A 22,651-nucleotide genomic window follows, 5' to 3' on the forward strand; every position below is an offset into this window, starting at 1 on the left:
AGCTGACAGTCAGACACCTGACAGAGAGAGTTGCCGCATGACTTTGCCCTTCAGCCCCTATCAGGAGATCGTCGATATCGCGATGCGCTTTGCGCCTCGCGACGGTGAGTTTTCCACTGCCATCGGCAATCTTCACGTCAGCCGCCGCTCCAGGCCCAGCGATCCCTTACATAGCAGCTACCGGCCCTGTTTTGCCTTCGTGCTGCAGGGAGCCAAGAGCCTGCAGCTCGGCACGGAACAGATCAGCTACGGGACGGGGGACTATCTGCTCACCTCGCTCGACCTGCCGGTCGCCTGGCGCGTCACGGAGGCAAGCCCCGAGCTTCCGCATCTCTGCCTGGGGCTGGCGATCGATTCCGAAAAGCTATTGGAGCTGCTCAGCCGCATCGATATTCCCCGCCCGGCCGCTCATACCGACGGGCAGCGCGGCATGGTGGTGAACGTCGCGCCGCCGGAGCTGATGGATGCTGCCGTCCGCCTGCTGCGCTTGCTCGATCGTCCAGGCGACATTCCCGCTATGGCGCCGCTGATCGAGCAGGAAATTCTCTACCGGGTGCTGACCGGCCCGCATGGCGCCCGTCTGATCAACATCGCCACATCAGACAGCCACAGCAACAGGATCGCCCGCGCCGTCGCCTGGCTGAAGGAGAATTTCGCCCGGCCGCTGCGCATCGAAGAACTGGCCGACCGCGTCAACATGAGCGTCTCGTCCTTCCATCACCACTTCAAATCAGTCACGGCGATGACGCCGGTGCAGTATCAGAAACAGCTCCGCCTGCATGAAGCGCGCCGGCTGATGTTCGTCGAGCGGCTCGATGCCGGCACGGCGGGCCACCGCGTCGGCTATCAAAGTCCGTCGCAGTTCAGCCGCGAATACAGCCGCCTCTACGGCGCTTCACCGGCTCGCGACGTCGACGGCGCACGCGAGGTCATGGCGGCGGAATAGGGCTCCGCGGGTTTGGCGGGACGAAGCGCCGCGGGCGCTCGGCGCGATCGACATCCTGTCATTAAAGGATGTTTGACGTTTCGTGGCTAGTCTGCGCCGCATGACTCAAGCACCATCTCTTTCCATCGTCGCGCCTTGCCACAACGAGGAAGAGGGCCTGCGCGAATTTTGCCGCCGCGCTGGCGCGGCCGCGCAGAGCGTCGCAGGCGACGCCTTCGAACTCATTCTCGTCGACGACGGCTCGTCCGACGGCACCTGGGAGATCATTTCGGAACTGGCCGAAAAAGTGCCGCAGGTCCTCGGCGTGCGTCTGTTGCGCAATCACGGCCACCAGTTGGCGTCAACGGCCGGTCTTTCCGCCGCGCGCGGCGAGCGTGTTCTTTTGATCGACGCCGATCTTCAGGATCCGCCCGAGCTGCTTTTGATGATGATGCCGATCATGGAGCGCGGCGCCGATGTCGTTTACGGCCAGCGCACGCGCCGCGAAGGCGAAACCTGGTTCAAGCTCGCCTCCGCCTCGCTTTTCTATCGTGCTCTCTCCAGGCTCGCTTCCGTGACCATCCCGCGCGATACCGGCGATTTCCGGCTGATGCGCCGGCGCGTCGTCGATATTCTGCTGGCGATGCCGGAGCGCGATCGCTTTATTCGCGGCATGGTCAGCTGGATCGGCGGCAGGCAGGTGGCGCTGCCCTACGAGCGCGACGCCCGCTTTGCCGGCACGACGAAATATCCGCTGCGCAAGATGATCAATTTCGCGCTCGATGCGATCACCAGCTTTTCGACGACGCCGCTGCGCATCGCCACATGGCTCGGCATGATCAGCGCCGGCGTCGCGATGGCGCTGCTCGTCTATACCTTCGTGCGCTGGCTGCAGGACGAGACGGTCACCGGCTGGTCGTCGATCATGGCTACCGTCAGCGCCTTCAGCGCCATCCAGCTGATCTGCATCGGCATCATCGGCGAATATCTCGGCCGTCTGGTGCAGGAGAGCAAGAGGCGGCCGATGTTCATGATCGAGACCATCCTGCGCGGAGGCGAACATGCCGAGCTGCCGACGGCTTTTTCGGAAATGAGCGCCGGCGACAAGCGCGCCGCGCTGGATGCGGCCTTCGTAGCCGGTGAGCCGCCTGCGCAGCAGAAGAGCAGCTTGCAAAAGAACAGTCGGATCGGCTGATGGACCGGATTGCGGAGTCTCGTCTTGCCACGGCCGAGCCTGGGGAATTGATCACCCGACAGGATTCTACCGTTGCGATCGTCGTTTTCGTCGGGTTTGTTGCGATCCTGGTCGTGCTCTTTCCCTTCCCGCCGGTGCTCGACTACGCCAATCATTATGCCCGCATCTGGCTCCTTTCCGGCGGGATCAGCGAGCAGCCGTTTCCGGAGATCTACGCGATCGATTGGAGCCGCACCTTCACCAACGTCGGCATCGATCTTCTCGCCATCTGGCTGGGACCTATTGTCGGCGCCGATAGGCTGGCACGGACGTTGCTTTTCCTGGCGATCGTGCTGCCGTCGCTTGGCGCGATCAGCCTGCACCGGGCGCTTTTCGGCGGCCGCCACTATTGGCAGATCGCCATGCTGTCGCTTGGCTGGTGCGCCACCATGATCGGCGGCTTCATCAATTTCCAGATCGGCCTCGGCATGGCCTTGGTCTTCGGCTGCGTCGACCTGCGGCTGCAGCGCGGAAGTTTCGCTCTGCTTTTTGCCTGGCGGCTTGCCGCCGCGCTGATGCTGACGGTGATGCATATCTTCTCGCTCGGCTTCTATATGGCTGTTGTCTGCGGCCTCGAATTTTCCTGGCGTTTCGACGTCCTGCGATCGAAGACAGGGCTGATGAGGCTCGCCAGCCGGGTGACGCTGGCGCTGGGTGCCTGCGTCCTGCCGCTGCTGGCACTCTATCTCCGTGCGCCAGCTTTGCCCAATGCCGGTGGCAACGGCCTTGCCCTTGCGTGGAACGACGGCGTCGTTCTGATTGTCATCAATTTGCTCTCCGCCATCACCACATACATCCCGGTGGTAGACGTGGTGATGGTTCTACCGTTTATCCTCATCTGCACACGTGCCTCACGCGCGGGCGATATCCGCGTGCATGCGGGGCTTGCCGTGGCCGCCAGCGGACTGCTGTTGCTCTCTTGTGTTTCGCCTCGCCACATGCTCGGAACCGGATGGATCAGTTGGCGCTTTCCGATCATGACGGCGCTCGTCGCCATGGCGATGGTATGTCCCTTCGCCAATCTGACGCGCCGCCAGGCGCTGTTGCTGGCGCTCGTCGTCAATCTCGCGGTTTTCGGCCGGACGGGCTGGATCGGTTGGAACTGGTGGCTTGCACAAAAGGACGTTGCTGCCGTCGAGACGGTACTCAAAAAGGTGCCGGTCGGCGCGGCCGTTCTGCCTCTGGAGCATGATCCCAAGACGGTGAGCGGCCTTGCGCACTCCAGCCGGTATTTTTTCCTGAGAGAGGAGACCTTCTGGCACCTGCCGACGCTTGCCACGCCCTTCGCGCATGCGTTCGTGCCGACGCTCTTCACCGCGAAAGGCAAGCAGCCGCTATCGGTTCTGGCGCCATGGTCTGAGATCGCGGTCCCCGAAGGCAATCTGTTGTCGATCGGCGTGCTTTTGTGCCCGGCAATGATGCAGGCCTATGAAAACTTCACACCCTATCTGTCGGACTGGCGGGGACGTTTCGATTTCATCCTCGTGGTCAACGCGGATGCTCCCGACCGCTATGTCGGGGCCTTGATGCCGGCCGGTCTGACGCTAGTCGAGGATGCCGGTTTCGCCAAGCTCTACGCGATCGACAAAGCGGTGCCGGCGGAGCCCACTTCGGTGCCTGCCGGTTGCGCGGCCGCTCTATGAATCGCCAGCTGCCTGGAGATTTAGCGCAAGCTGTCGGGCTTGCCGGGCCGTCTCTTCATCGCAGATCAGCACGTTGCCCAGGCCTGACAGCAGCACGGCGGCGATAGCCTGCGCCTTGTTCAGGCCGCCAGAGGCGAAGACGACGTTCGGAATGGCGCGCAGGGCTTCGAGTTCGGGAGCGATCGCGCATCTGTTGATCGCGTGTTCGATCGGCCGCCCTGTCTTGTCGACGAACTGGCCGAGAACATCGCCGCAGGCGCCGGCTGTGACCAGTTCCTCGATATCGATGCTGCTCGGCAGACCGTAGCGCATCAGCAGCGAGCGTTCGGTCATGTCGCCAATGCTGAGCACGATGACGTCATTGGCCTCGATCTGCCGAAAGGCGGTTTCAAAAACGTCCTGCTTGATGATCGCGGCGCGCGACTCCGGGCTGCCGGCATAGATCGGCGCTGCGAGATAGGCGCATTCCGCGTTGAGCTGGCGGGCGAGATCGCTCGCAATGTCGAACGTATTGATCTCGATGCCGTGCGTCAGCCCGCCCATGACCGAATTGACGCAGAGATCAGGGCGCCGGAGTGACGGCATGTGACGCACCATCTCGCGCAACGTCGCGCCCCAACCGACGCCGACGCCGCGAATGTTGCCACCGTTCAGCAATTGCACGAGATAATCGGCGGCGGCCTGGCCGAGCAGCACGGGAATGAGTTCCGCATCTTCCGGCGTCGGCACGATGATCGCCCGATTGAGGTTGAATTCCGCCGCCAACTGCTGTTCCAGGGCGACGCAGGATGTCAGCCGGGAATTGAGGGTGATCGTCACCAGGCCGGATCGGCGCGCCTCGGCGATGATCTTGTTGACGCGAAGCCGGTTGGTCGAAAGCGCTTCTGCAATCTCACCCTGGGTGCGTCCCTCCATGTAATAAAGCCAGACCACACGCACCTGCAATTGCTCGTCGGGGAGCGCGGTGGGCTGGAAAGAAGCACCTCTGTTCTGTGACATGCAATAATCTGCGCCTCCAATTCGATGGCCATGGATCTCAAATCCCTGACGCTTGTCAATTGCAAGCGCCAGCCGTCATCTGCTTCACTCCCCTCAATCGGTTCGCCGCCCTGTCGTCCTGTTGAAGGGATGCAAACCGTCCCTTCGTACATGGCACGAAGTGCGATCGCCTTCCTGCATATGTCGATCGGTAGGGACGCTCGCGACGATGCGCTTATCGCTGCCGTCGATGCGCAGATGCACGTTGTTCTCGTCACCGACGGTCTCGATCAACTCGACATGAGCGTCGAACCGGAGATCATGCGCCGATCCATCTCCGAGATTGATCGCACCCGGCCTGATGCCGATGAGATCCGTGTCTCGGGGAAGCGCGAGGTCACAGGGGGCGAGCTCATCGAGATCGATCAGATTCATTGGCGGCGAACCGATGAAGCCGGCAACGAAGATGGTATCGGGGCGGCGATAGACCTCGATCGGCGTCCCGATCTGCTCGATCCGGCCGCCATTCATGACGACCAGCCGGTCGGCCAGCGTCATGGCCTCGAGCTGGTCGTGCGTGACGTAGAGGCTCGTCGTCTTCAGCTGCCGCTGAAGCCTACGGATTTCGACGCGCATCTGCACGCGAAGCTTCGCATCGAGATTGGACAGAGGCTCGTCGAACAGGAAGGCGGCGGGATCGCGGACGATGGCGCGGCCCATGGCGACGCGCTGGCGCTGGCCGCCGGAAAGCTGGCGAGGGCGCCGCTCGAGGAACTCGCCGATCTCCAGAATGCCGGCGGCGTTGGTGATCCGCCGGTCGATCTCGCCGCGCGGCACGCGGCGGTTCTTGAGCCCGTATTCGAGGTTTTGCCGGACGGTCATGTGGGGATAGAGCGCGTAGTTCTGGAAAACCATGGCGATGTTGCGATCGGCCGGATCGACATGGCCGACGTCGTTTCCAGCGATTCTCAAATGCCCGGAGCTTATGGCTTCAAGGCCGGCAATCATCCGCAGCAAGGTCGACTTCCCGCATCCCGAAGGCCCGACCAGCACGATCATTTCGCCGTCGGCGACGCTGAGATTGATCCCTTTCACTGCGGGAACCGCGCCGTAATTCTTCTTCAAATCGATGAGTTCGATCGCTGCCATGGCATCCTCCTTCGCCGTCGTCATGCATTTGTAACACGCTATTGACATTTGTAACAAGTAACCCCAACCTTGTTTTATCGCCACTCTGGGAGGGGTTGATCGGGGCTAACGCGCCGGTCGGCGAACAACGGCTATGGAGAGGAAAACGAAATGACGGCAAAGTCTTCGATGGGCGCCCGTTTGCGGCGGACGATCCGCTCGTTCGCGGCGGGTGCAGCACTGGCGACGCTCGGATTTGCAGCAGCGGGTGACGCCAGCGCGGCCGATCGCGTCAAGGTCGAATGGTGGAACGCGGCCGGCGGGCGCCTCGCCGAGATCACCAACAAGCTGATTGCCGACTTCAACGCCTCGCAGGACAAATACGAGGTCGTCGGCATCGGCAAAGGCAATTATGAGGAAACCATGGCGGCGATGGTGGCCGCCTACCGTGTTCACCAGCAGCCGGTGCTGATCCAGGCGGCCGAGCGGGGCTTCCTGACCATGTACAATTCCGGCGCCGTCATTCCGGTGCCGGAGCTTATGGAAAAGGAAGGCTACAAGATCGACTGGAACGATTTCCTTGCCCCGGTGGCCGGCTTCTATCTCGTCGACGGCAAGCCGGCGGCGATGCCCTTCAACAGCTCGACGCCGATCTTCTGGTACAATGCCGATCAGTTCAAGGCATCCGGTTTCGACAAGCCGGGCGAGACCTGGCAGGAGCTCGACAAGCAGCTCAGCGCCATCAAGGAGAAGGGCGTTTCGAAGTGCCAGATGGCGCTGGCGAACGACTTCTACTGGAGCCTGATCGAAAACTACGCGGCAATCCAGGATCAGCCTTACGGCACCAAGGCGAACGGTTTCGGCGGCCTCGATACCGAGTTCATCTTCAACAAGAGCCCGCTGGTCGTCGGTCAGGTGACGCGCCTGAAGACGTGGCTCGACGCCGGCATCCTGCAGATCGCCGGCCAGGGCCTCTCGCCCGACCAGTTGTTCACGTCTGGCACCTGCTCGACCTATGTGGCCTCCACCGCGGCGCATGCTGCCGTCGAGAGCGGCGCAAAATTCAATTGGAGCGCAACGTTCCTGCCGCATGAGGAGGGCATTGAGCCCAAGAACAGCACCATCGGCGGCGGCGCGCTCTGGGTATTGAAAGGCAAGTCGGAGGAGGAATATGCCGGTGCTGCCGCCTTTCTCAACTTCATCGCCTCACCGAAGACGCAGGTCTGGTGGAGCAAGCAGACCGGCTATGTGCCTGTGACCAACGCCGCCTATGAGCAGGCCAAGTCCGAAGGCTATTTCAAGGATCACCCGACCCGCGAAATCGCCATTCTCCAGCTCACGCGTGGCACGCCGACCGACAATTCGCGCGGCTTCCGCTTCGGCAACCATAACCAGTCGATGGCGCTTTTGGTGGAAGAGATCCAGGGTGTCTGGACCGGCCAGAAGACACCGCAGCAGGCGCTGGACGCGGCGGCGGCTCGCGGAAACCAGATCCTTCGCCAGTATGAGCAGCTTCATGCAGCAAAGTAGGACCTTCGGAAAGATGGAGGGCGCCGCCAGGCGCCTTCGCATCCCGGATCTTCCGTGGACAGGCCGGAGGAGCGCGCAGCCCTCTGAGGCCGGGTTGAAGTCGGCTCATTTCAACAAGCCTTGGCTCGCCTTCGGCCTGGTCGCACCGCAGCTGCTGATCCTCCTGTTCTTCTTTTTCATCCCGTCCTACAAGGCGCTGTCGCTGGCCTTCGTTCAGGTCGATCCTTTCGGCGGCACGCAGATTTTCGTCGGGTTGGAGAATTTCTACAATCTGTTCGCCAGTCCGGAGTATCGCGGCAGCGCGCTGTTCACGCTGTGGTTCGCCGTCGCGCAGAATGCAGCAACGCTTCTGCTTGCCGGCCTGTTTGCCTTCGCGACCGATTTCGTGATCAGGGGCAGGGGGATCTATAAGAGCATCATCCTGCTGCCTTATGCGATCGCACCGGTCATTTCAGGGGTGATCTGCGCCTTCCTGTTCAATCCTGCGGTTGGGCCGATTGCGCAATTCCTGCATGGGCTCGGTCTCGAATGGGATCCGAACCGGCGTCCGCTCGATGCGCAACTGCTGGTCACCATCGCCTCGGTCTGGAAGAATGTCTGCTACGACTACATATTTCTTGTCGCCGCATTGCTGGCTGTGCCTGTATCTCTCCTCGAGGCCGCAAAGCTCGACGGCGCAAGGCCCGTGCGGCGCTTCTTCACCATCTCGCTACCACTGATCTCGCCGACGATCTTCTTCCTCGTGGTGATGAACTTCGTCTACGGACTGTTTGAAACCTTCGGCATCATCGACGCGGTCACCCGCGGCGGTCCGGCGGGGGCGACGAACAGCCTGGTCTACAAGGTCTATCAGGATGGTTTCGTGCAGCTCGACCTCGGCTCGTCGGCCGCCCAGTCGGTGCTTTTGATGCTCATCGCCATCCTGTTCACCATCGTCCAATTCCGTGCGCTCGAGCGCAAGGTCAATTACCAGGTGTAGTCATGCCCGAACGCCATCTCGGTCTATCGATCTTCTGCCACGCGGTGCTGCTCATCGGCGCGGTCTTCGTCTGCCTGCCGCTCTACTTCGCCTTCGTCGCCGGCTCGCTCACCTTGCAGGAGGTACAGCAGGCGCCGTTCCCGGTCCTGCCGGGCTCGCATTTCTTCGAAAACCTGGCCGCCGCCTGGCAGCAGGGCGAGTTTTCCCGACTGTTCCTGAATTCGATCATCGTCACCGCCGGCATCGTCGTCGGCAAGCTGGCGATCTCGCTGATCGCTGCTTTCGGCGTCACCTATTTCCGCTTCCCATTTCGCATGACGGCGTTCTGGCTGATCTTCGTGTCGCTGATGCTTCCGGTCGAGGTCCGCATCATCCCGACCTATGAAGCGGTCGCCGATGCCGCCGGGCCGCTTCGCTGGCTGGCCGGGACGATCGGCCTTTCCGGTATCGTCGAGCGGCTGACGGGATATAGCATCGAAGCGTCGTTGAAGTGGAACATGGTCAACAGCTATAGCGGCCTGATCCTGCCGCTGATCGCCTCGGCCTCGGCAACCTTCTTGTTCCGGCAGTTCTTCCTCACCGTTCCCGACGAGCTTTGCGAGGCGGCCAAGCTCGATGGCGCCGGTCCGCTGAAATTCTTCAAGGATATCCTGCTGCCGCTGTCGAGTGCCAATATCGCGGCACTGTCGATCATCCTGTTTCTCTACGGCTGGAACCAGTATTTGTGGCCGCTGCTCTTCACCACCGACAAGGACATGGGAACGGCGGTCCTCGGGCTGAAGCAGCTCGTTCCGGTCTCGGACTCCGCGCCTGCCTGGAACATTGCGATGAGCGCTGCGCTGCTCGTCATGCTGCCGCCTGCGGCCGTCATCCTCTTCATGCAACGCTGGTTCACCAAGGGGCTGGTGGACTCCGGAAAGTAACACGAAGATCTCAAGGATATTCAGACGATGGTGCATATCATCGGCCACCGCGGTGGCCGCAATCTCTGGCCTGAAAACAGTCTTTCGGGCTTCCGCAACCTTGCGCGAATGCCGGTCGAGGGCGTGGAATTCGACATCCACCTGACGCGGTCTGGCGAAATGCTCGTCATCCACGACCCGACGCTGGAGCGCACCACGGATGGGCGCGGGCCGGTTGCCGACCTAGGCCCCGGAAAACATCGGGAAATCCGCCTCAAGGACAGCGACGCGGAGACGATCCCGCCCCTGGAAGAGGTCCTTGCTGTCTTCAAGGACAGGCCGCTTGAGCTGCATATCGAATTGAAGAACCATGCCGATGGGACGCCTTACGAGGGGCTGGCGGCCAAGGCATTTGCCGCCGTCGAGCGGCTTGGTCTTGTGGAGCGCTCAATCCTGACGAGCTTTCATCCCGACGTGCTTGCCGATATTCGCAACGCCGCTCCGGGAGTTCGCACATTGTCGTCCTTCGACGCCAAGTCGGCCGAGCGCCTCGGCCTTGCGAGCGGCCTCAACCTGATGAAGCAATATTCGGACATCATCGCCGTGGAAAAATCGCTGCTGGAGGCGAAGTGGGACGAGATCACCCGGCTCGTGCCGGTCGACCGGCTCGGGGCCTGGGTTCCGAACGAAACGCGCGATCTCGAATATTGGCTCTCCAAACCGATCCGGCAAATCACCACGGACCGGCCGGATCTCGCCCTGCAGGCACGGAGGTGAGGCATGCTCGATAGCCGCATCGATCATCCCAACATGCCAGGCGCCATGGACAGCATCGACCTCGTGATATTCGATTGCGACGGTGTGCTGATCGACAGCGAGCCGATCGCCAGCCGTACGCTTGCGGACACGCTGCAAGGCGCCGGCATTGCCATCAGCGCGGCGGAAGCCCATTTCAAATTCACCGGCAACTCGGAAAGCATCATTGCCGAGATGTGCCGGCGCGAATACGGGATCAGTGATGTCACCGCGCTGTTCGAGAGGTGGCATCTTCATCTGTTCGACGAATTCGCCCGTTCCCTGACGCCGATTGCCGGCATTGCCGAGGTCGTCAACGGCCTCGACCGTCCGAAATGCGTCGCCTCGAACAGCACAATGCGGCGGCTGCGCAACAGCCTGGGCAAGCTCGATCTCTGGCGCGCCTTCGGCGAGGATGTGTTCAGCGCCGAAGCCGTCTCGCGGCCGAAGCCGGCGCCGGATTTGCTGCTGCATTGCGCCGAGCGCTTCCGGGCCCGTCCGGGCAAATGCGTCATGATCGATGACAGCGTCCACGGCGTGGCGTCGGCAATTGCCGCGGGCATGACGGCCATCGGATTCGTCGATCCGGCCGATCCGAGGCCCGGCCGCCGCGCGGTGCTCGATGCCGCCGGAGCCGCCGCCGTCGCGACAGGGGCGGGGGAACTTACCGCCATTCTTGAAAATGTCGGAGGAAGACTGTGACGGCGTCTTCCCAGCATGTTGGCCTCCTTGTCATGGCGCCGCGACTGCGTAATGTCAGCCTCCCTGGAGGCGATCTTTCCAGACACAGAGTTTGAAATCCGGCTGAAAACTGCCGTCAACCCGACTACAGGCGATCTGAAGCGAGAGACCATGAGCGATACATTCCACACTCCGGAAGCGGATGCCCAATATGTCATCGGCGTCGATGTTGGCACCGGCAGCGCCCGGGCCGGCCTGTTCGATATGGCCGGCAGCATGCTGGCCTCCGCCAAGCGGAATATCAGCCTGTTTCGTGAAGCCGGTTCCATCGTCGAGCAATCGAGCAGCGAAATCTGGCGCGCCGTGTGCGCGGCCGTGCGGGAGGCGGTAGCTGCCGCCGGGGTCGATCCGGCCTCTGTGGTCGGGCTCGGTTTCGACGCCACCTGCTCGCTCGTCGTCCTCGGCGAAGGCGGCAAGCCGCTGCCCGTGGGGCCTTCGGAAGATCCGGACCGGGACATCATCGTGTGGATGGACCACCGCGCCGTCCCGCAGGCGGAGCGTATCAACGCCTTCGGGCATGACGTGCTGCGCTATGTCGGCGGCCGCATCTCGCCCGAGATGGAAACGCCCAAGCTTCTCTGGCTCAGGGAAAACCGCCCCCAGGTGTTCGATGCGGCCTGGCAGTTCTTTGACCTTGCGGATTTCCTGACCTGGCGGGCAACTGGCGACCTCTCGCGCTCGACCTGCACCGTCACCTGCAAGTGGACCTATCTCGCCCATGAGAAGCGCTGGGACAGCAGCTATTTCCATCAGATCGGGCTCGGCGTGCTGGCAGACGAAGGTTTTGCCCGCATCGGCACGGCGATCGTCGAGCCCGGTTCGGCGCTCGGCGAGGGACTGACCGCTGCAGCGGCGGAAGAGCTCGGCCTGGTGCCGGGCACGGCCGTCGCGGCCGGGCTGATCGATGCCCATGCCGGCGGCGTCGGTACCGTCGGCGCCGATCCGCAGGCCAATCTTGCCTATGTCTTCGGGACCTCCTCCTGCACGATGACCTCGACGGCAGAACCGTCTTTCGTTCCCGGCGTCTGGGGGCCTTATTATTCGGCGATGGTGCCGGGCCTATGGCTGAACGAGGGCGGCCAGAGTGCTGCCGGCGCCGCCATCGATCACCTCCTCTCCTTTCATCCGGCAGCCGGCGAGGCGAGGGAGCTTGCGAAGAGTTCGGGCGTTGCCCTGCCGGTCCTGCTTGCCGACATGGCCGCCGCCAAGGCGGGCCGTGCTTCCGATGCCGTCAGGCTGGCGGCGGGGCTGCATGTCGTTCCCGAATTCCTCGGCAACCGCGCGCCCTTTGCCGATCCGCATGCCCGGGCTGTTATTGCCGGTCTCGGCATGGAGCGGGATGTCGACAGCCTGGTCTGCCTTTATATCGCTGGGCTTTGCGGCATCGGCTACGGCCTCCGGCAGATCATCGAAACGCAGGCCGGGGCGGGCGTCACCGTCGAGAATATCGTCATCAGCGGCGGCGCCGGCCAGCACGATTTCGTGCGCCAGGTGCTCGCCGATGCGAGCGGCAAGCCGGTGGTCGCCACGAAGGCCGAAGAGCCGGTGCTGCTCGGGGCGGCCATCCTCGGCGCCGTCGCCGGCCGCCAATTTGCCGATGTGCGCGCGGCGATGAGCGAACTCACCAGGGTGGAAACACGCTTTCAGCCATCTGAGGGTGAGATTTCGGATCTCCACGGCAAACGCTACGAAGCCTTCAAGGAGCTTCAGGCGCTCGCGCGCAAGCTTCGCAGCGATGCCTGACATCGCTGCACGACAAACGCTTCGGGGCTAATTATTGATGGCGATGATCGCCCAATGGCTCTCCTCGCAGGCGTTGCCGTCGCAGACCGCGCCCATCCAGACGGCGCCGTTGGCGAGCATGACGCCGTCGCTGTTGACGAAGAGGTCCTGATATTGCTGATGGCCGACGGCGCGGCGGGTCTCCGACGTCACCAGATCATCGAAATTCTCGATGAAATCGTCGGCGTTCTCGACATCATAGGTCTCGCCATTGGCCTTGACGGTTAGCGGATATTCGGCAAGGCCGGCGACGGTCTCGGCATCGCCGGAGCGCATCGCAAGCACGAGCTGGCGCAGCGGCCGGTCGAAGCCCGCGGCATCGCCGTGCAGCTCTTCGATGCGATTATAGACCTCGTTGTCGGACTGCGCGGCGGCGCGACCGGTGAAGGGCGTCGCGGCGAGGAGCATCGCTCCGGCCAGGAGAAGGGCAGCAGAAAGGCGCGACATAGAGGCTCCGGCAAATAGGGTTCCGCAACATTATGCAGTTCCCGCAGCGTCTCCGCCTATCCAATTCTGGTGCGGTGCCGGGCTTTCCCGTATAAAAATCTGCCGAGCCCGCTTGACGGCTCGATCGGTTTGCCGCATAAAGCTCGCGAACCGTACCGTACGGTACGTACATGGGAGCCCTGTTCTTGTCTGTCGATACTGCAGAGCCGAGCGAATTTTCGCCGCGCCAGAACGCCGTTCTGGAGCAGGCGCTGCGGTTGCTCGTCGATGGCGGCGAGAAGGCGCTGACGACCTCGGGTGTGGCGCGCGCCGCCAATTGCTCCAAGGAAAGCCTCTACAAGTGGTTCGGCGACCGCGACGGGCTGCTCTCGGCGATGATCGCCTATCAGGCGAGCAAGGTGCGCACCTTCGAGCGCAACGGCGAGCGGCTGACGGCGGCAAGCCTGCATGACCATGTCGTCATCTTCGCGCGCGATCTGCTGGAGGTTCTGGCCGGCGACGTCTCGCTGGCGCTGAACCGGCTGGCGATCGGCCAGTCCAACCGCGACGGCTCCAAGCTCGGCAAGCTTCTGCTCGAACGCGGCCGCCGGCAGATCGACCGCCGCGCCATGGCGTTGATCGACGCCGGCAAGAGGGCAGGGCTGCTGCGGTTTTCCGATGCCGACGAAGCTTATCACACGCTTTACGGCCTGGTTGTTTCCGACCTGCATGTGCGCATGCTGCTCGGAGAGCCCGGCCTCAAGGATACCGCGCGCCAGGCGGAGAGGGCGGTGACCGCCTTCCTCCGGCTTTACGGCACGGAGAAGGTATTGGCGGAAATGCCGGTTCTCGGCTGATTTCGCCTTAATGACAGTCAACAAGACAAGCACAAGGGAAGGAACTTCAAATGCGCGTCTATTACGATCGTGATGCCGATCTCAACCTCATCAAGGCCAAGAAGGTCGCCGTCATCGGCTACGGTTCGCAGGGCCGTGCCCATGCGCTGAACCTCAAGGACAGCGGCGCCCAGAACCTCGTCATCGCCCTCAAGGCCGGTTCGCCCACGGTCAAGAAGGCCGAAGCCGACGGCTTCAAGGTCATGACGGTTGCCGAAGCTGCCGGCTGGGCCGACCTGATGATGATGGCGACGCCGGACGAGCTGCAGGCCGACATCTACAAGGCCGACATCGCGCCGAACATCCGCGACGGCGCAGCCATCGCCTTTGCTCACGGCCTCAACGTTCACTTCGGCTTGATCGAGCCGAAGGCTTCGGTCGACGTCGTCATGATCGCGCCGAAGGGCCCGGGCCACACCGTTCGCGGCGAATACCAAAAGGGCGGCGGCGTTCCCTGCCTCGTGGCCGTTCACCAGAATGCGTCCGGCAATGCGCTTGAACTCGCGCTCTCCTACGCCTGCGGCGTCGGCGGCGGCCGTTCGGGCATCATCGAAACCAACTTCCGCGAAGAGTGCGAAACCGACCTCTTCGGCGAACAGGTCGTTCTCTGCGGCGGTCTCGTCGAGCTGATCCGCGCCGGTTTCGAAACGCTCACCGAAGCTGGCTATGCGCCTGAAATGGCCTACTTCGAGTGCCTGCACGAAGTGAAGCTGATCGTCGACCTGATCTATGAAGGCGGCATCGCCAACATGAACTACTCGATCTCCAACACGGCCGAGTGGGGCGAATACGTCACGGGTCCGCGCATCATCACCGAAGAAACCAAGGCCGAGATGAAGCGCGTCCTCAAGGACATCCAGACCGGCAAGTTCACCTCCGAATGGATGCAGGAATACCGCTCCGGTGCTGCCCGCTTCAAGGGCATCCGCCGCAACAACGACAGCCACCAGATCGAGGAAGTCGGCGCCAAGCTGCGCGGCATGATGCCCTGGATCGGCAAGAACAAGCTGGTCGACAAGTCCGTGAACTAAGCGGTTCCGATGAATTGAGCACAAGAGGCCGGAGTGAAAGCTCCGGCCTCTTTTGTTATTGCTGGCTCCGTTGTCGACGCCGCCATATTGGGATTTGATGTGTTTGAAGCGATTATGCGGTCTGCAAGGCAGGATTTGGAAGACAGCCTCGGGGCGCTCTATCCCGCATTCCTAGAATATCCTTTCCCCTCTTCGCTGGACGCATCGCCGTTGCGCGACGCAGAGAAGATCCTCACCGCGCTCAAATCGGCGCCTTTGCGGGAATTAAATGCGGCGGAGCTTGGCCCATATGCAGCAAGTGCGATAACGACGGTCGGCTCGGTCGATGACTTCAGGCACTTTCTGCCACGTATTCTCCACTGCGCTCTCTTCAATACTTCCGCACCTGGCTTCGAGCCGCCGACCATCGCTTCCAAGCTTTTATTGTGTGACTGGCAGCAATGGCCGATTGCCCAGCAGACAGCCATCGCGAACTTCTTCTATTCGGCCTGGGCCTATAAGAGGCTGCAGGATCCCGATTCCGGCGCATCGGCTTGGGACTGGATCGTGGCTATGGCGATGCTCGATCTTCAGTTCCAGCCATGCCTTAATCTGTGGCTAAAGCAGCCGACGCCGAACGCTTTCCTGCAACTCGCCGGAGCAGATCTCAAAAGCCTCCACAGGGCAAATGGCTACTGGCATGATATCGCGTCTGAGAAGCGCCTTCGCCTCCTTGAATGGTTTAAGGGCGATTTCATTGAAAATGCGTTCATCGGCTTGATTGATGCGATACCACCGCAACGGCACTGGCTCGTCGAGCGTCTGATCGACGAAATCGCAGAGTTGCGGCGTTTGCCTTCTCGTATTGAATCGACGGGACGACAGGATTGAGTCGGCGGCGACGGTGAATTGTCGCCCGAGACTCGCTTTAGCGCTCCGCATTCACGGTGATCCACCGTGTCGGCTTGCCGTCATAGCCGCCGCCGTCGTGTTCGGCGATGGCGAGGTTGCGCCAGCCGTCTTTGGTCAGAAGCTCCGACAGCCACTCGGCGGAGGGGTAGTTATAGTAGCGCCCGAAGCCGTCATGGCCTTCCGCTTCGCCCGCCTTGAAGCTTGCATGGAGGCGGCCGCCGATTTTCAGCGCCCGGCGGATGCGGGCGAAGACATCGGGCAGTTCGGGCCTCGGGACATGGAGAAGGCTCGCATGCGCCCAGACGCCGTCGAAGGCGCTGTCGGTGTCGAGCTCCTGGAACCGCATGACCTTCACCGGCCTGCCGATCAGCGCTTCCGCCTGTCTGGCAAGCTCGGCGGAGCCATCCGTCGGTGTCACATCGAAACCTTGCGACAGCATGTAGGCGCTATCCTGGCCGCCACCGCAGCCGAGTTCGAGGATTGCGCCACCCGGTGTTATACCGGCGAGGAAGGCATCGAGCTGCTGCTTCGGCAGGCTGCGCGCCCGGTTGGCGTATGTCTCGGCGTTTTCTTCGTAAAAGGTGGAGGTGCTGTCACGAGGCATGCGGGTCGGCCGTTGGGGAGCGTCGTTTGGATTGAAGATGTCTTTCGGGAAGCCGGTCGGCGCCGATGATGTCGATGACGAGGATGCCGTCCGGTATTTCGCGGTAGAAGGCGACGTGGCGCATGTGGAGGAGGCGGCGGAGGCCGGAGCCAAGTTCGTCGCACTCGTCTCCCATGGAGGGCACGCGCGAAAGAAGCACGAAAATCCTGTCCCAATCGAGAAGATAGGCATCCGCCTGCGCCTCGCCGAAATGCAGGCTGGCATATTCGTCGATGCCCGACAAAACGGCATCTGCGGTTCGGGTCAGCCTATAGGTGGTCACGCAGCTTCGCCTTCGTTTCCATCAGAATATCGGCAATGCGCCGGTCGCTGATGCCGCTTTCCTCAGCCAGCCTCAGGATCTCGCGTACTTCTTCGTCATCGAGCTTGCGGTGGTTCTGATCCTTCAGGACGAGTTCCGCCAGATAGGCGCCGGCACCGCTATATCCGCCGCTTGCAACACGGCGTGCGACGTAGTCCGCCAGATCATCCGGAAGAGAGATCGTCATTTTCGCCATTGAATTCAGTGCCGTCCGTGCATGCCGGTTTCGGCGTCCCCGATGCCAGATTACCATTTCCCGCTTTATGATAGAAGCGTAATGCGCCGCCGTCGAACACTTGGGTCACATCAAGGTCAGTCTTTTTATCGATATGGAGGACCCTCTCGAAATCCTTGAAATCGGCGTCGCAGGTTAGAATATCCGCATCATGGTGCGCGGGCTGTCTCCGCGGCACGGTGGGCAAGCGTCGTGTCGGAGGCACCACCATGCATATCGCGGTATAGGCTTGCTCCGGAATATATCTCTGGCCCGACGGCGTTGCGGGCGACGGAGAGCGGCGCCCACCCTGTTGGTTGACGCCGCCGTTTACGTGGAATGTCCGAAGTTCAGGCCGGGATCAGGCGTGTCCAGCCATGCTCATCGTTCGTTACGCCCTTCTGCAGACTGACGAGTTGCTGGCGCAGTTCGCTGGTCAACTTGCCGGTCTGTCCGTCTCCGACCAGAAACTCGCCGCCGGCATGTCGAACCAGGCCGATGCCCGCCAGGACTGCGGCAGTGCCGCAAGCGAAGGCTTCGACGAGCCTGCCGCTGGCAGCGTCGTCTTGCCATTCCGCGAACGAGTAGGGGCGCTGCTCGACGCGCAAGCCTCTTTCTTCTGCGAGCACAATCACGGAGGCCCGGGTGATGCCCGGCAGGATCGTGCCACCAAGGGGCGGGGTCACCACCGATCCATCGTTCATCACGAAGAAGACGTTCATGCCGCCGAGTTCTTCGACCCAGCGATGCTCTGCGGCATCAAGAAAGACGACCTGATCACAACCCTTCTTCGTCGCCTCGGCTTGTGCCACGAGGCTGGCTGCGTAGTTTCCGCCGCATTTTGCGGCACCCGTGCCGCCGGCGGCTGCACGAGTATATTCGGTCTCGACCCATAGGGAGACTGCCTTCGCGCCACCCTTGAAGTAGGCGCCGACCGGAGAAGCGATGATGCAGAAGACATATTCCTGAGCCGGACGAACGCCGAGAAACGCCTCGTTGGCGAACATGAAAGGGCGAAGGTAGAGGCTGGCGTCGCCTGTGGGTATCCAGGCCTTGTCGACGCGGACCAGTTCTTCGACCGCCTTCAGGAAGAGTTCTTCGGGCACGGGAGGCATCGCCATGCGGGTCGCCGACTGCGCGAAGCGGCGTGCGTTCTCTTCAGGCCGAAAGAGCAGAATCCGGCCATCATCCGCCTTGTAGGCTTTCATGCCCTCGAAGATTTCCTGAGCGTAGTGCAGCACGGCGCTCGCAGGATCGAGTTCCAGCGGCCGCCGGGGCGTAACCTTTGCATCGTGCCAGCCCTTCTCGGCAGTCCATCGTGCCAGAACCATATGATCTGTGAAGAGCTTGCCGAAGCCGGGCGCCTCCAGTGCCTGGATGCGATCGGCGTCCGATACGGGAGACTTGTGGAGTTCGATTTTGATTTCAGGAGAGGCCGACGTCACGCTCATTGCTGGCACCTTGATAGTAAATTGATTAGTGGCGGCGACACTACCGCCGCCGAGCTGGTCTTGGAAAGGTCTGAATCAGCCGGTTTCGGTTTTGATCAGAGGAATAATCCTTTGCTGTGGCTGCCGTCGAGCAGCAAATTCGCAACCGAGCGTCTTCGGTATCGGATGGCGTCTACCTCAAGTGAAATCCCGAACATCCAAAACCTTAGATTTCCCACATGTCACCGTGACAAGAAAATAGGTCAGTATTATTGACATAATTTTCGCCGCGTGGTTTGTCGGCTGTCTAGAAGAAAATACGAGGAAACTCCATGCTGAACTGGGACACCATGTTTGCATCGCGCTCGTCGCGCATGCGCGCATCCGAAATTCGCGAGCTCCTGAAGCTTCTCGACCGGCCCGACATCATCTCCTTCGCCGGCGGCATTCCGGATCCGGCGCTGTTTCCTGATCGCGAGTTCAAGCAGGCCTATGCCGATATCTTCGATGGCGCTGCCGTCAATTCGGCGCTGCAATATTCGGTCAGTGAAGGCTACAAGCCGCTGCGCGAATGGCTGGTCCGGCAGATGGGCGATCTCGGCGTCCCCTGCGACCTCGACAATGTCTTTATCGTCTCCGGCTCACAGCAAGGCCTCGATTATCTCGGCAAGCTGTTCCTGTCGCCGAGTGATACGGCGCTGGTGACCTGGCCGACCTATCTCGGCGCATTGCAGGCCTTCAATGCCTATGAACCGGCCTACGATCAGCTGACGCCGAACGGGAACCGGACGCCTGAGTCCTACCGTGCGGCCGCAGCGGCAGCCGGCGGCAAGGTGAAGTTCGCCTATCTCTCCGCCGACTTCTCCAATCCGACCGGCGAAACGGTCGATCTCGATGGCCGCCGCAAGGTTTTGGCGCTGGCCGAAGAGCTCGACATCGCCGTCATCGAGGACGCGGCCTATCAGTCGCTGCGTTACGACGGCGATCCGATCCCGCCGATTCTGGCGCTGGAAATCGCCGAGAAGGGCCACATCAACGAGACCCGCACGATCTATTGCGGCAGCTTTTCCAAGACGCTGGCGCCCGGCCTTCGCGTCGGCTTCATCGTCGCCAATGCGCCTGTTATCCGCAAGCTGGTGCTGATGAAGCAGGCGGCCGACCTGCATTCCTCGACGATCAACCAGATGGCGATATCAGATGTCGCCGAGCGCGGCTTCGATGCGCAGGTCGCCAAGATCAAGGCCGCCTACAGCCATCGCCGTAACTGCATGCTGGCGGCGCTTGAGAAATACATGCCCAAAGGCACCAGCTGGACGAAGCCGGAAGGCGGCATGTTCATCTGGATCACGCTGCCGGAGGGCATGGACGGCGCCAAGCTGCTGGCGAAATCGCTGGAAACCGCCAAGGTCGCCTTCGTGCCCGGCAAGGCCTTCTTCGCCGACGGCTCCGGCGCCAACACTTTCCGCCTCAGCTTCTCCTGCGCCAACGAGAAGATGATCGAGGATGGCATTGGCCGGCTGGGCGCGCTGATCTCGGCCGAGATCAGCGGCTGATCGTTGTAGGTTAGGCGAGACGTTGCCACGAGTCCCTTCTCCCCAGCGGGGAGAAGATGCCGGTAGGCAGATGAGGGGGTGAGCGGCACAGCCGCGAGTGCACTGTGCGTAAGCGAAGGCAAGCAAAGGCGTGCCGTGTGGCCCCCTCATCCGACCCTTCGGGCCACCTTCTCCCCGCTGGGGAGAAGAGGGAGCAAGCCAGAGCGCCAATCAGAAGATCGTCGTTTCGCTCTTGCCGCAGTCGATGCGGTTGGCTACGGCGCCGTCAGGGTCACCTATCGCTCTAGATGCGGGCCGAACAGTTCGAGATCGGCTTCACCAAGCCTGTCGCTCGCGGTGTTCAGCTGGTGCCAGTAGGGATAGATCACCGGCGGCAGGCTGACCGCGTCGAGGCGCTTGCGTTCTTCATCCGTGAGCTTCAGATCGGCGGCGGCGATGTTGTCGCGGAACTGGGCTTCGGTGCGGCCGCCGATGATGACCGAGGTCACCGCCTTGCGGCCGATCAGCCAGGCGAGCGCCACTTGAGCGGCGGAGACGCCGCGTTCCTGCCCGATCGCCACCAGCGTCTCGACGATGTTCCAGAGGCGGTTCTCGTCGCGGATCGGCGGTTCGGTCCAGCCGGCGAACTGGCGCGTGCCTTCGGGCGCGGCCTGGTTGCGGCGGTGTTTGCCGGAAAGCAGGCCGCCGGCAAGCGGGCTCCAGACCAGCACGCCGAGGCCTTGGTCGATCGAGATCGGCAGCAACTCGTATTCGGCGTCGCGGGCCTCCAGCGTATAATGGATCTGCTGGCTGACGAAGCGCTGGTAGCGGTGCTCGTTGGCGATGCCGAGCGCCTTCATGATGTGCCAGCCGGAATAGTTCGAGCAGCCGACGTAACGCACCTTGCCCTGCTTGATCAGCGTGTCCAAGGCTTCCATCGTCTCTTCGAGCGGCGTCTGGCCGTCCCACTCATGCACCTGATAGAGATCGATGACGTCGGTCTTCAGGCGTTTGAGGCTCGCTTCGCATTCCCGGATCAGGTGATAGCGCGACAGGCCCTGGTCGTTTGGACCGTCACCCATGCCGAAACGGGCCTTGGTGGCGAGCAGCACGCCTTGTGGCCGCTTGCCGGAGAGCACATCGCCGATGATATTTTCGCATTCGCCGTTGGAATAGGCATTGGCGGTGTCGATGAGATTGATACCGGCATCGATGCAGATATCCATCATCTTGCGCGCCTCGGAGACGCCGAGGTCCCCGACGGTCTTTGCCCATCCGACGCCGCCGAAGGTCATCGTGCCCATGGTCAATGTGGAGATCTTTAGGCCGGAACGGCCGAGCGAACGATATTCCATTGAAACTCCTCCTTCATCGAAATGTGCCTGATCGAAACGTCAATGACGTACCGCAAAGTGGCCCGATGGCAAATGGCGGGACGTTCACGCCTGCGTGAAGCACTCGGCCTGCTGGAGCTTACGCTTTCGATCACGTCCAGGCGAGGATGATCAAACGGTCTGCTTCTCAAGATGCGGACACGATCGACCGGCTTTGCCACGAGGTCGCGAGCGGCCTCGGCAGTTGCGGCGCCCTGTCACATCTCTGTCAACGACCCCTAATAAGGGAGGGGGTGACGCAATCCCGAGGACTCTTCCGATGAAAACGATCGTTTCCGCCGCCCTTGTCGCCGCGAGCCTCTTCGCCATCCCGGCTTCGGCCGCAAACCTCGTTCTCTATACCAGCCAGCCGAACGAAGACGCGCAGGCGACGGTCGATGGCTTCATGGCCGCCAATCCCGATATCAAGGTCGACTGGGTGCGCGACGGCACGCCGAAGATCGTCGCCAAGCTGCAGGCCGAGATCCAGGCCGGCAACCCGGTCGCCGACGTCCTGCTGATCGCCGACATGGTGACGCTGGAGCGCTTGAAGCAAGACGGCAAGCTGCTGGCCTACAAGTCGCCGGAGGCCGCACAGTACGACGCCGCCCTTTATGACGCCGACGGCTACTATTATTCGACCAAGCTGATCACCACCGGCATCATGTACAACACGTCGGCGGCGATGAAGCCGACAAGCTGGAAGGACCTGACCAAGCCGGAAGCCAAGGGCCTCGTCACCATGCCGAGCCCGCTCGCTTCGGGCGCGGCCCTCATCCACGCTCAGACGCTTGCCGCCGTTCCCGGCCTCGGCTGGGATTTCTACAAGTCTCTTGCCGAAAACGGTGCGATCGCCGCCGGCGGCAACGGCGCCGTCTTGAAGTCGGTTGCCTCGGGCGAAACGGCTTACGGCATGGTCGTCGACTATCTGCCGATCCGCGAGAAGGCCAAGGGCGCTCCGGTCGAGTTCGTCTTCCCGAGCGAAGGCGTTTCGGCCGTCACCGAACCGGTCGGCATCCTGGCGAGCAGCAAGAATGCCGAGGCCGCCAAGAAGTTCGTCGATTACGTGCTCTCTGAAAAGGGGCAGGAGGGCTTCCTGAAGCTCGGCTATATTCCGGCCCGCAACGGCATGAAGGTTCCGGAAGGCTTCCCGGCGCGCGACACCATCAAGGTCCTGCCGATCAATGCCGCAGATGCGCTCAAGAATAGCGATCAGGATCTGAAGACCTTCTCGGGCATCTACGGCTCGAACTGAT

General features: G+C 62.0%; 23 protein-coding genes. 14 read left to right on the forward strand and 9 right to left on the reverse strand.

The genetic code is table 11. The features are described from left to right. Positions 1-37: 37 nt before the first annotated feature. From ATY75_RS25585 to ATY75_RS25595, 3 genes are all read left to right on the forward strand, one after another. Positions 38-946, forward strand: coding sequence for an AraC family transcriptional regulator (locus ATY75_RS25585; protein ID WP_088939697.1), 909 nt, complete (start codon positions 38-40; stop codon positions 944-946). Between the two features lie 100 nt (positions 947-1,046). Further along, positions 1,047-2,120 (forward strand): glycosyltransferase family 2 protein, encoded by a 1,074-nt coding sequence (locus ATY75_RS25590; protein WP_088939698.1) that lies wholly within the window; start codon positions 1,047-1,049, stop codon positions 2,118-2,120. Further along, positions 2,120-3,802, forward strand: coding sequence for a hypothetical protein (locus tag ATY75_RS25595; RefSeq protein ID WP_088939699.1), 1,683 nt, complete (start codon positions 2,120-2,122; stop codon positions 3,800-3,802). Before ATY75_RS25590 ends, ATY75_RS25595 begins: the two co-directional genes overlap by 1 nt. On the opposite strand, the gene ATY75_RS25600 is transcribed toward ATY75_RS25595, so the two are convergent. Together ATY75_RS25600 and ATY75_RS25605 are read right to left on the reverse strand one after the other, a co-directional pair. Further along, entirely contained in the window at positions 3,797-4,801 is a 1,005-nt protein-coding gene (locus tag ATY75_RS25600) for a sugar-binding transcriptional regulator (protein WP_088939700.1), read from the reverse strand. The genes ATY75_RS25595 and ATY75_RS25600 overlap by 6 nt on opposite strands. Positions 4,802-4,894: 93 nt before the next feature. Next, on the reverse strand, positions 4,895-5,929 hold the full coding sequence (locus tag ATY75_RS25605) for a sn-glycerol-3-phosphate import ATP-binding protein UgpC (protein ID WP_088939701.1): 1,035 nt from the start codon (positions 5,927-5,929) through the stop codon (positions 4,895-4,897). Between the two features lie 150 nt (positions 5,930-6,079). Here ATY75_RS25605 and ATY75_RS25610 point away from each other — a divergent pair, with 150 nt between their 5' ends. The 6 genes from ATY75_RS25610 to ATY75_RS25635 all read left to right on the forward strand — a co-directional run bounded on the left by ATY75_RS25610 (position 6,080) and on the right by ATY75_RS25635 (position 12,598). After that, entirely contained in the window at positions 6,080-7,438 is a 1,359-nt protein-coding gene (locus tag ATY75_RS25610; RefSeq protein WP_088939702.1) for an extracellular solute-binding protein, read from the forward strand. Positions 7,439-7,451: 13 nt separating this feature from the next. After that, positions 7,452-8,417, forward strand: coding sequence for an ABC transporter permease subunit (locus ATY75_RS25615; protein WP_190241427.1), 966 nt, complete (start codon positions 7,452-7,454; stop codon positions 8,415-8,417). Between the two features lie 2 nt (positions 8,418-8,419). Beyond that, the gene (locus tag ATY75_RS25620; RefSeq protein ID WP_088939703.1) at positions 8,420-9,340 is read left to right on the forward strand and encodes an ABC transporter permease subunit; all 921 of its coding nucleotides are present in this window, start codon (positions 8,420-8,422) and stop codon (positions 9,338-9,340) included. Between the two features lie 27 nt (positions 9,341-9,367). After that, positions 9,368-10,096, forward strand: coding sequence for a glycerophosphodiester phosphodiesterase family protein (locus ATY75_RS25625; protein WP_088939704.1), 729 nt, complete (start codon positions 9,368-9,370; stop codon positions 10,094-10,096). Positions 10,097-10,099: 3 nt separating this feature from the next. After that, entirely contained in the window at positions 10,100-10,816 is a 717-nt protein-coding gene (locus ATY75_RS25630; protein WP_088939705.1) for an HAD-IA family hydrolase, read from the forward strand. A 150-nt stretch (positions 10,817-10,966) separates the two neighbouring features. Beyond that, entirely contained in the window at positions 10,967-12,598 is a 1,632-nt protein-coding gene (locus ATY75_RS25635) for an FGGY-family carbohydrate kinase (protein WP_088939706.1), read from the forward strand. A gap of 27 nt (positions 12,599-12,625) precedes the next feature. On the opposite strand, the gene ATY75_RS25640 is transcribed toward ATY75_RS25635, so the two are convergent. Next, positions 12,626-13,084: a hypothetical protein gene (locus tag ATY75_RS25640; protein WP_088939707.1), complete on the reverse strand. Its 459-nt coding sequence runs from the start codon at positions 13,082-13,084 to the stop codon at positions 12,626-12,628. 170 nt (positions 13,085-13,254) lie between these two features. On the opposite strand from ATY75_RS25640, the gene ATY75_RS25645 reads away from it, so the two are divergent. The 3 genes from ATY75_RS25645 to ATY75_RS25655 are packed head-to-tail and all read left to right on the forward strand — an operon-like array spanning position 13,255 to position 15,860. Next, positions 13,255-13,920: a TetR/AcrR family transcriptional regulator C-terminal domain-containing protein gene (locus ATY75_RS25645; protein WP_190241422.1), complete on the forward strand. Its 666-nt coding sequence runs from the start codon at positions 13,255-13,257 to the stop codon at positions 13,918-13,920. Positions 13,921-13,970: 50 nt separating this feature from the next. Continuing rightward, positions 13,971-14,990 (forward strand): ketol-acid reductoisomerase, encoded by a 1,020-nt coding sequence (gene ilvC, locus ATY75_RS25650; RefSeq protein ID WP_004668557.1) that lies wholly within the window; start codon positions 13,971-13,973, stop codon positions 14,988-14,990. 33 nt (positions 14,991-15,023) lie between these two features. Beyond that, positions 15,024-15,860: a hypothetical protein gene (locus ATY75_RS25655; protein ID WP_088939708.1), complete on the forward strand. Its 837-nt coding sequence runs from the start codon at positions 15,024-15,026 to the stop codon at positions 15,858-15,860. Positions 15,861-15,897: 37 nt separating this feature from the next. Here ATY75_RS25655 and ATY75_RS25660 read toward each other — a convergent pair whose 3' ends face one another. From ATY75_RS25660 to ATY75_RS25680, 5 genes are all read right to left on the reverse strand, one after another. Then, positions 15,898-16,485: a class I SAM-dependent methyltransferase gene (locus ATY75_RS25660; protein ID WP_088939709.1), complete on the reverse strand. Its 588-nt coding sequence runs from the start codon at positions 16,483-16,485 to the stop codon at positions 15,898-15,900. Then, a complete protein-coding gene (locus tag ATY75_RS25665; RefSeq protein WP_088939710.1) occupies positions 16,475-16,807 on the reverse strand; it encodes a type II toxin-antitoxin system RelE/ParE family toxin in 333 nt (110 codons plus the stop codon). Before ATY75_RS25665 ends, ATY75_RS25660 begins: the two co-directional genes overlap by 11 nt. Beyond that, complete coding sequence (locus ATY75_RS25670) at positions 16,794-17,042, reverse strand: transcriptional regulator (RefSeq protein ID WP_088939711.1); 249 nt, start codon at positions 17,040-17,042, stop codon at positions 16,794-16,796. The genes ATY75_RS25665 and ATY75_RS25670 overlap by 14 nt, the downstream gene beginning before the upstream one ends. After that, a complete protein-coding gene (locus ATY75_RS25675) occupies positions 17,011-17,268 on the reverse strand; it encodes a hypothetical protein (protein WP_190241429.1) in 258 nt (85 codons plus the stop codon). Before ATY75_RS25675 ends, ATY75_RS25670 begins: the two co-directional genes overlap by 32 nt. A gap of 142 nt (positions 17,269-17,410) precedes the next feature. Next, the gene (locus tag ATY75_RS25680) at positions 17,411-18,511 is read right to left on the reverse strand and encodes a branched-chain amino acid aminotransferase (protein ID WP_088939712.1); all 1,101 of its coding nucleotides are present in this window, start codon (positions 18,509-18,511) and stop codon (positions 17,411-17,413) included. A gap of 311 nt (positions 18,512-18,822) precedes the next feature. Here ATY75_RS25680 and ATY75_RS25685 point away from each other — a divergent pair, with 311 nt between their 5' ends. Next, positions 18,823-20,043: a PLP-dependent aminotransferase family protein gene (locus tag ATY75_RS25685; RefSeq protein WP_088939713.1), complete on the forward strand. Its 1,221-nt coding sequence runs from the start codon at positions 18,823-18,825 to the stop codon at positions 20,041-20,043. 275 nt (positions 20,044-20,318) lie between these two features. Here ATY75_RS25685 and ATY75_RS25690 read toward each other — a convergent pair whose 3' ends face one another. Next, positions 20,319-21,377 (reverse strand): aldo/keto reductase, encoded by a 1,059-nt coding sequence (locus ATY75_RS25690; protein WP_088939714.1) that lies wholly within the window; start codon positions 21,375-21,377, stop codon positions 20,319-20,321. A gap of 298 nt (positions 21,378-21,675) precedes the next feature. On the opposite strand from ATY75_RS25690, the gene ATY75_RS25695 reads away from it, so the two are divergent. Next, complete coding sequence (locus tag ATY75_RS25695; protein ID WP_088939715.1) at positions 21,676-22,650, forward strand: ABC transporter substrate-binding protein; 975 nt, start codon at positions 21,676-21,678, stop codon at positions 22,648-22,650. Position 22,651: the final 1 nt, after the last annotated feature.

Origin of the sequence: Rhizobium sp. N122 (genome assembly GCF_002211295.1) — a bacterium.
Taxonomy (GTDB): Bacteria; Pseudomonadota; Alphaproteobacteria; order Rhizobiales; family Rhizobiaceae; genus Rhizobium.

Coding starts and splice junctions, on each gene's coding strand:
- ATY75_RS25695 (WP_088939715.1), top strand. CDS start 21,676: ATGAAAACGATCGTTTCCGCCGCCCTTGTCGCCGCGAGCCTCTTCGCC.
- ATY75_RS25690 (WP_088939714.1), bottom strand. CDS start 21,377: ATGGAATATCGTTCGCTCGGCCGTTCCGGCCTAAAGATCTCCACATTG.
- ATY75_RS25660 (WP_088939709.1), bottom strand. CDS start 16,485: ATGCCTCGTGACAGCACCTCCACCTTTTACGAAGAAAACGCCGAGACA.
- ATY75_RS25615 (WP_190241427.1), top strand. CDS start 7,452: ATGGAGGGCGCCGCCAGGCGCCTTCGCATCCCGGATCTTCCGTGGACA.
- ATY75_RS25620 (WP_088939703.1), top strand. CDS start 8,420: ATGCCCGAACGCCATCTCGGTCTATCGATCTTCTGCCACGCGGTGCTG.
- ATY75_RS25605 (WP_088939701.1), bottom strand. CDS start 5,929: ATGGCAGCGATCGAACTCATCGATTTGAAGAAGAATTACGGCGCGGTT.
- ATY75_RS25600 (WP_088939700.1), bottom strand. CDS start 4,801: ATGTCACAGAACAGAGGTGCTTCTTTCCAGCCCACCGCGCTCCCCGAC.
- ATY75_RS25595 (WP_088939699.1), top strand. CDS start 2,120: ATGGACCGGATTGCGGAGTCTCGTCTTGCCACGGCCGAGCCTGGGGAA.
- ATY75_RS25645 (WP_190241422.1), top strand. CDS start 13,255: ATGGGAGCCCTGTTCTTGTCTGTCGATACTGCAGAGCCGAGCGAATTT.
- ATY75_RS25635 (WP_088939706.1), top strand. CDS start 10,967: ATGAGCGATACATTCCACACTCCGGAAGCGGATGCCCAATATGTCATC.
- ATY75_RS25680 (WP_088939712.1), bottom strand. CDS start 18,511: ATGAGCGTGACGTCGGCCTCTCCTGAAATCAAAATCGAACTCCACAAG.
- ATY75_RS25685 (WP_088939713.1), top strand. CDS start 18,823: ATGCTGAACTGGGACACCATGTTTGCATCGCGCTCGTCGCGCATGCGC.
- ATY75_RS25590 (WP_088939698.1), top strand. CDS start 1,047: ATGACTCAAGCACCATCTCTTTCCATCGTCGCGCCTTGCCACAACGAG.
- ATY75_RS25585 (WP_088939697.1), top strand. CDS start 38: ATGACTTTGCCCTTCAGCCCCTATCAGGAGATCGTCGATATCGCGATG.
- ATY75_RS25640 (WP_088939707.1), bottom strand. CDS start 13,084: ATGTCGCGCCTTTCTGCTGCCCTTCTCCTGGCCGGAGCGATGCTCCTC.
- ATY75_RS25625 (WP_088939704.1), top strand. CDS start 9,368: ATGGTGCATATCATCGGCCACCGCGGTGGCCGCAATCTCTGGCCTGAA.
- ATY75_RS25670 (WP_088939711.1), bottom strand. CDS start 17,042: ATGGCGAAAATGACGATCTCTCTTCCGGATGATCTGGCGGACTACGTC.
- ATY75_RS25610 (WP_088939702.1), top strand. CDS start 6,080: ATGACGGCAAAGTCTTCGATGGGCGCCCGTTTGCGGCGGACGATCCGC.
- ilvC (WP_004668557.1), top strand. CDS start 13,971: ATGCGCGTCTATTACGATCGTGATGCCGATCTCAACCTCATCAAGGCC.
- ATY75_RS25630 (WP_088939705.1), top strand. CDS start 10,100: ATGCTCGATAGCCGCATCGATCATCCCAACATGCCAGGCGCCATGGAC.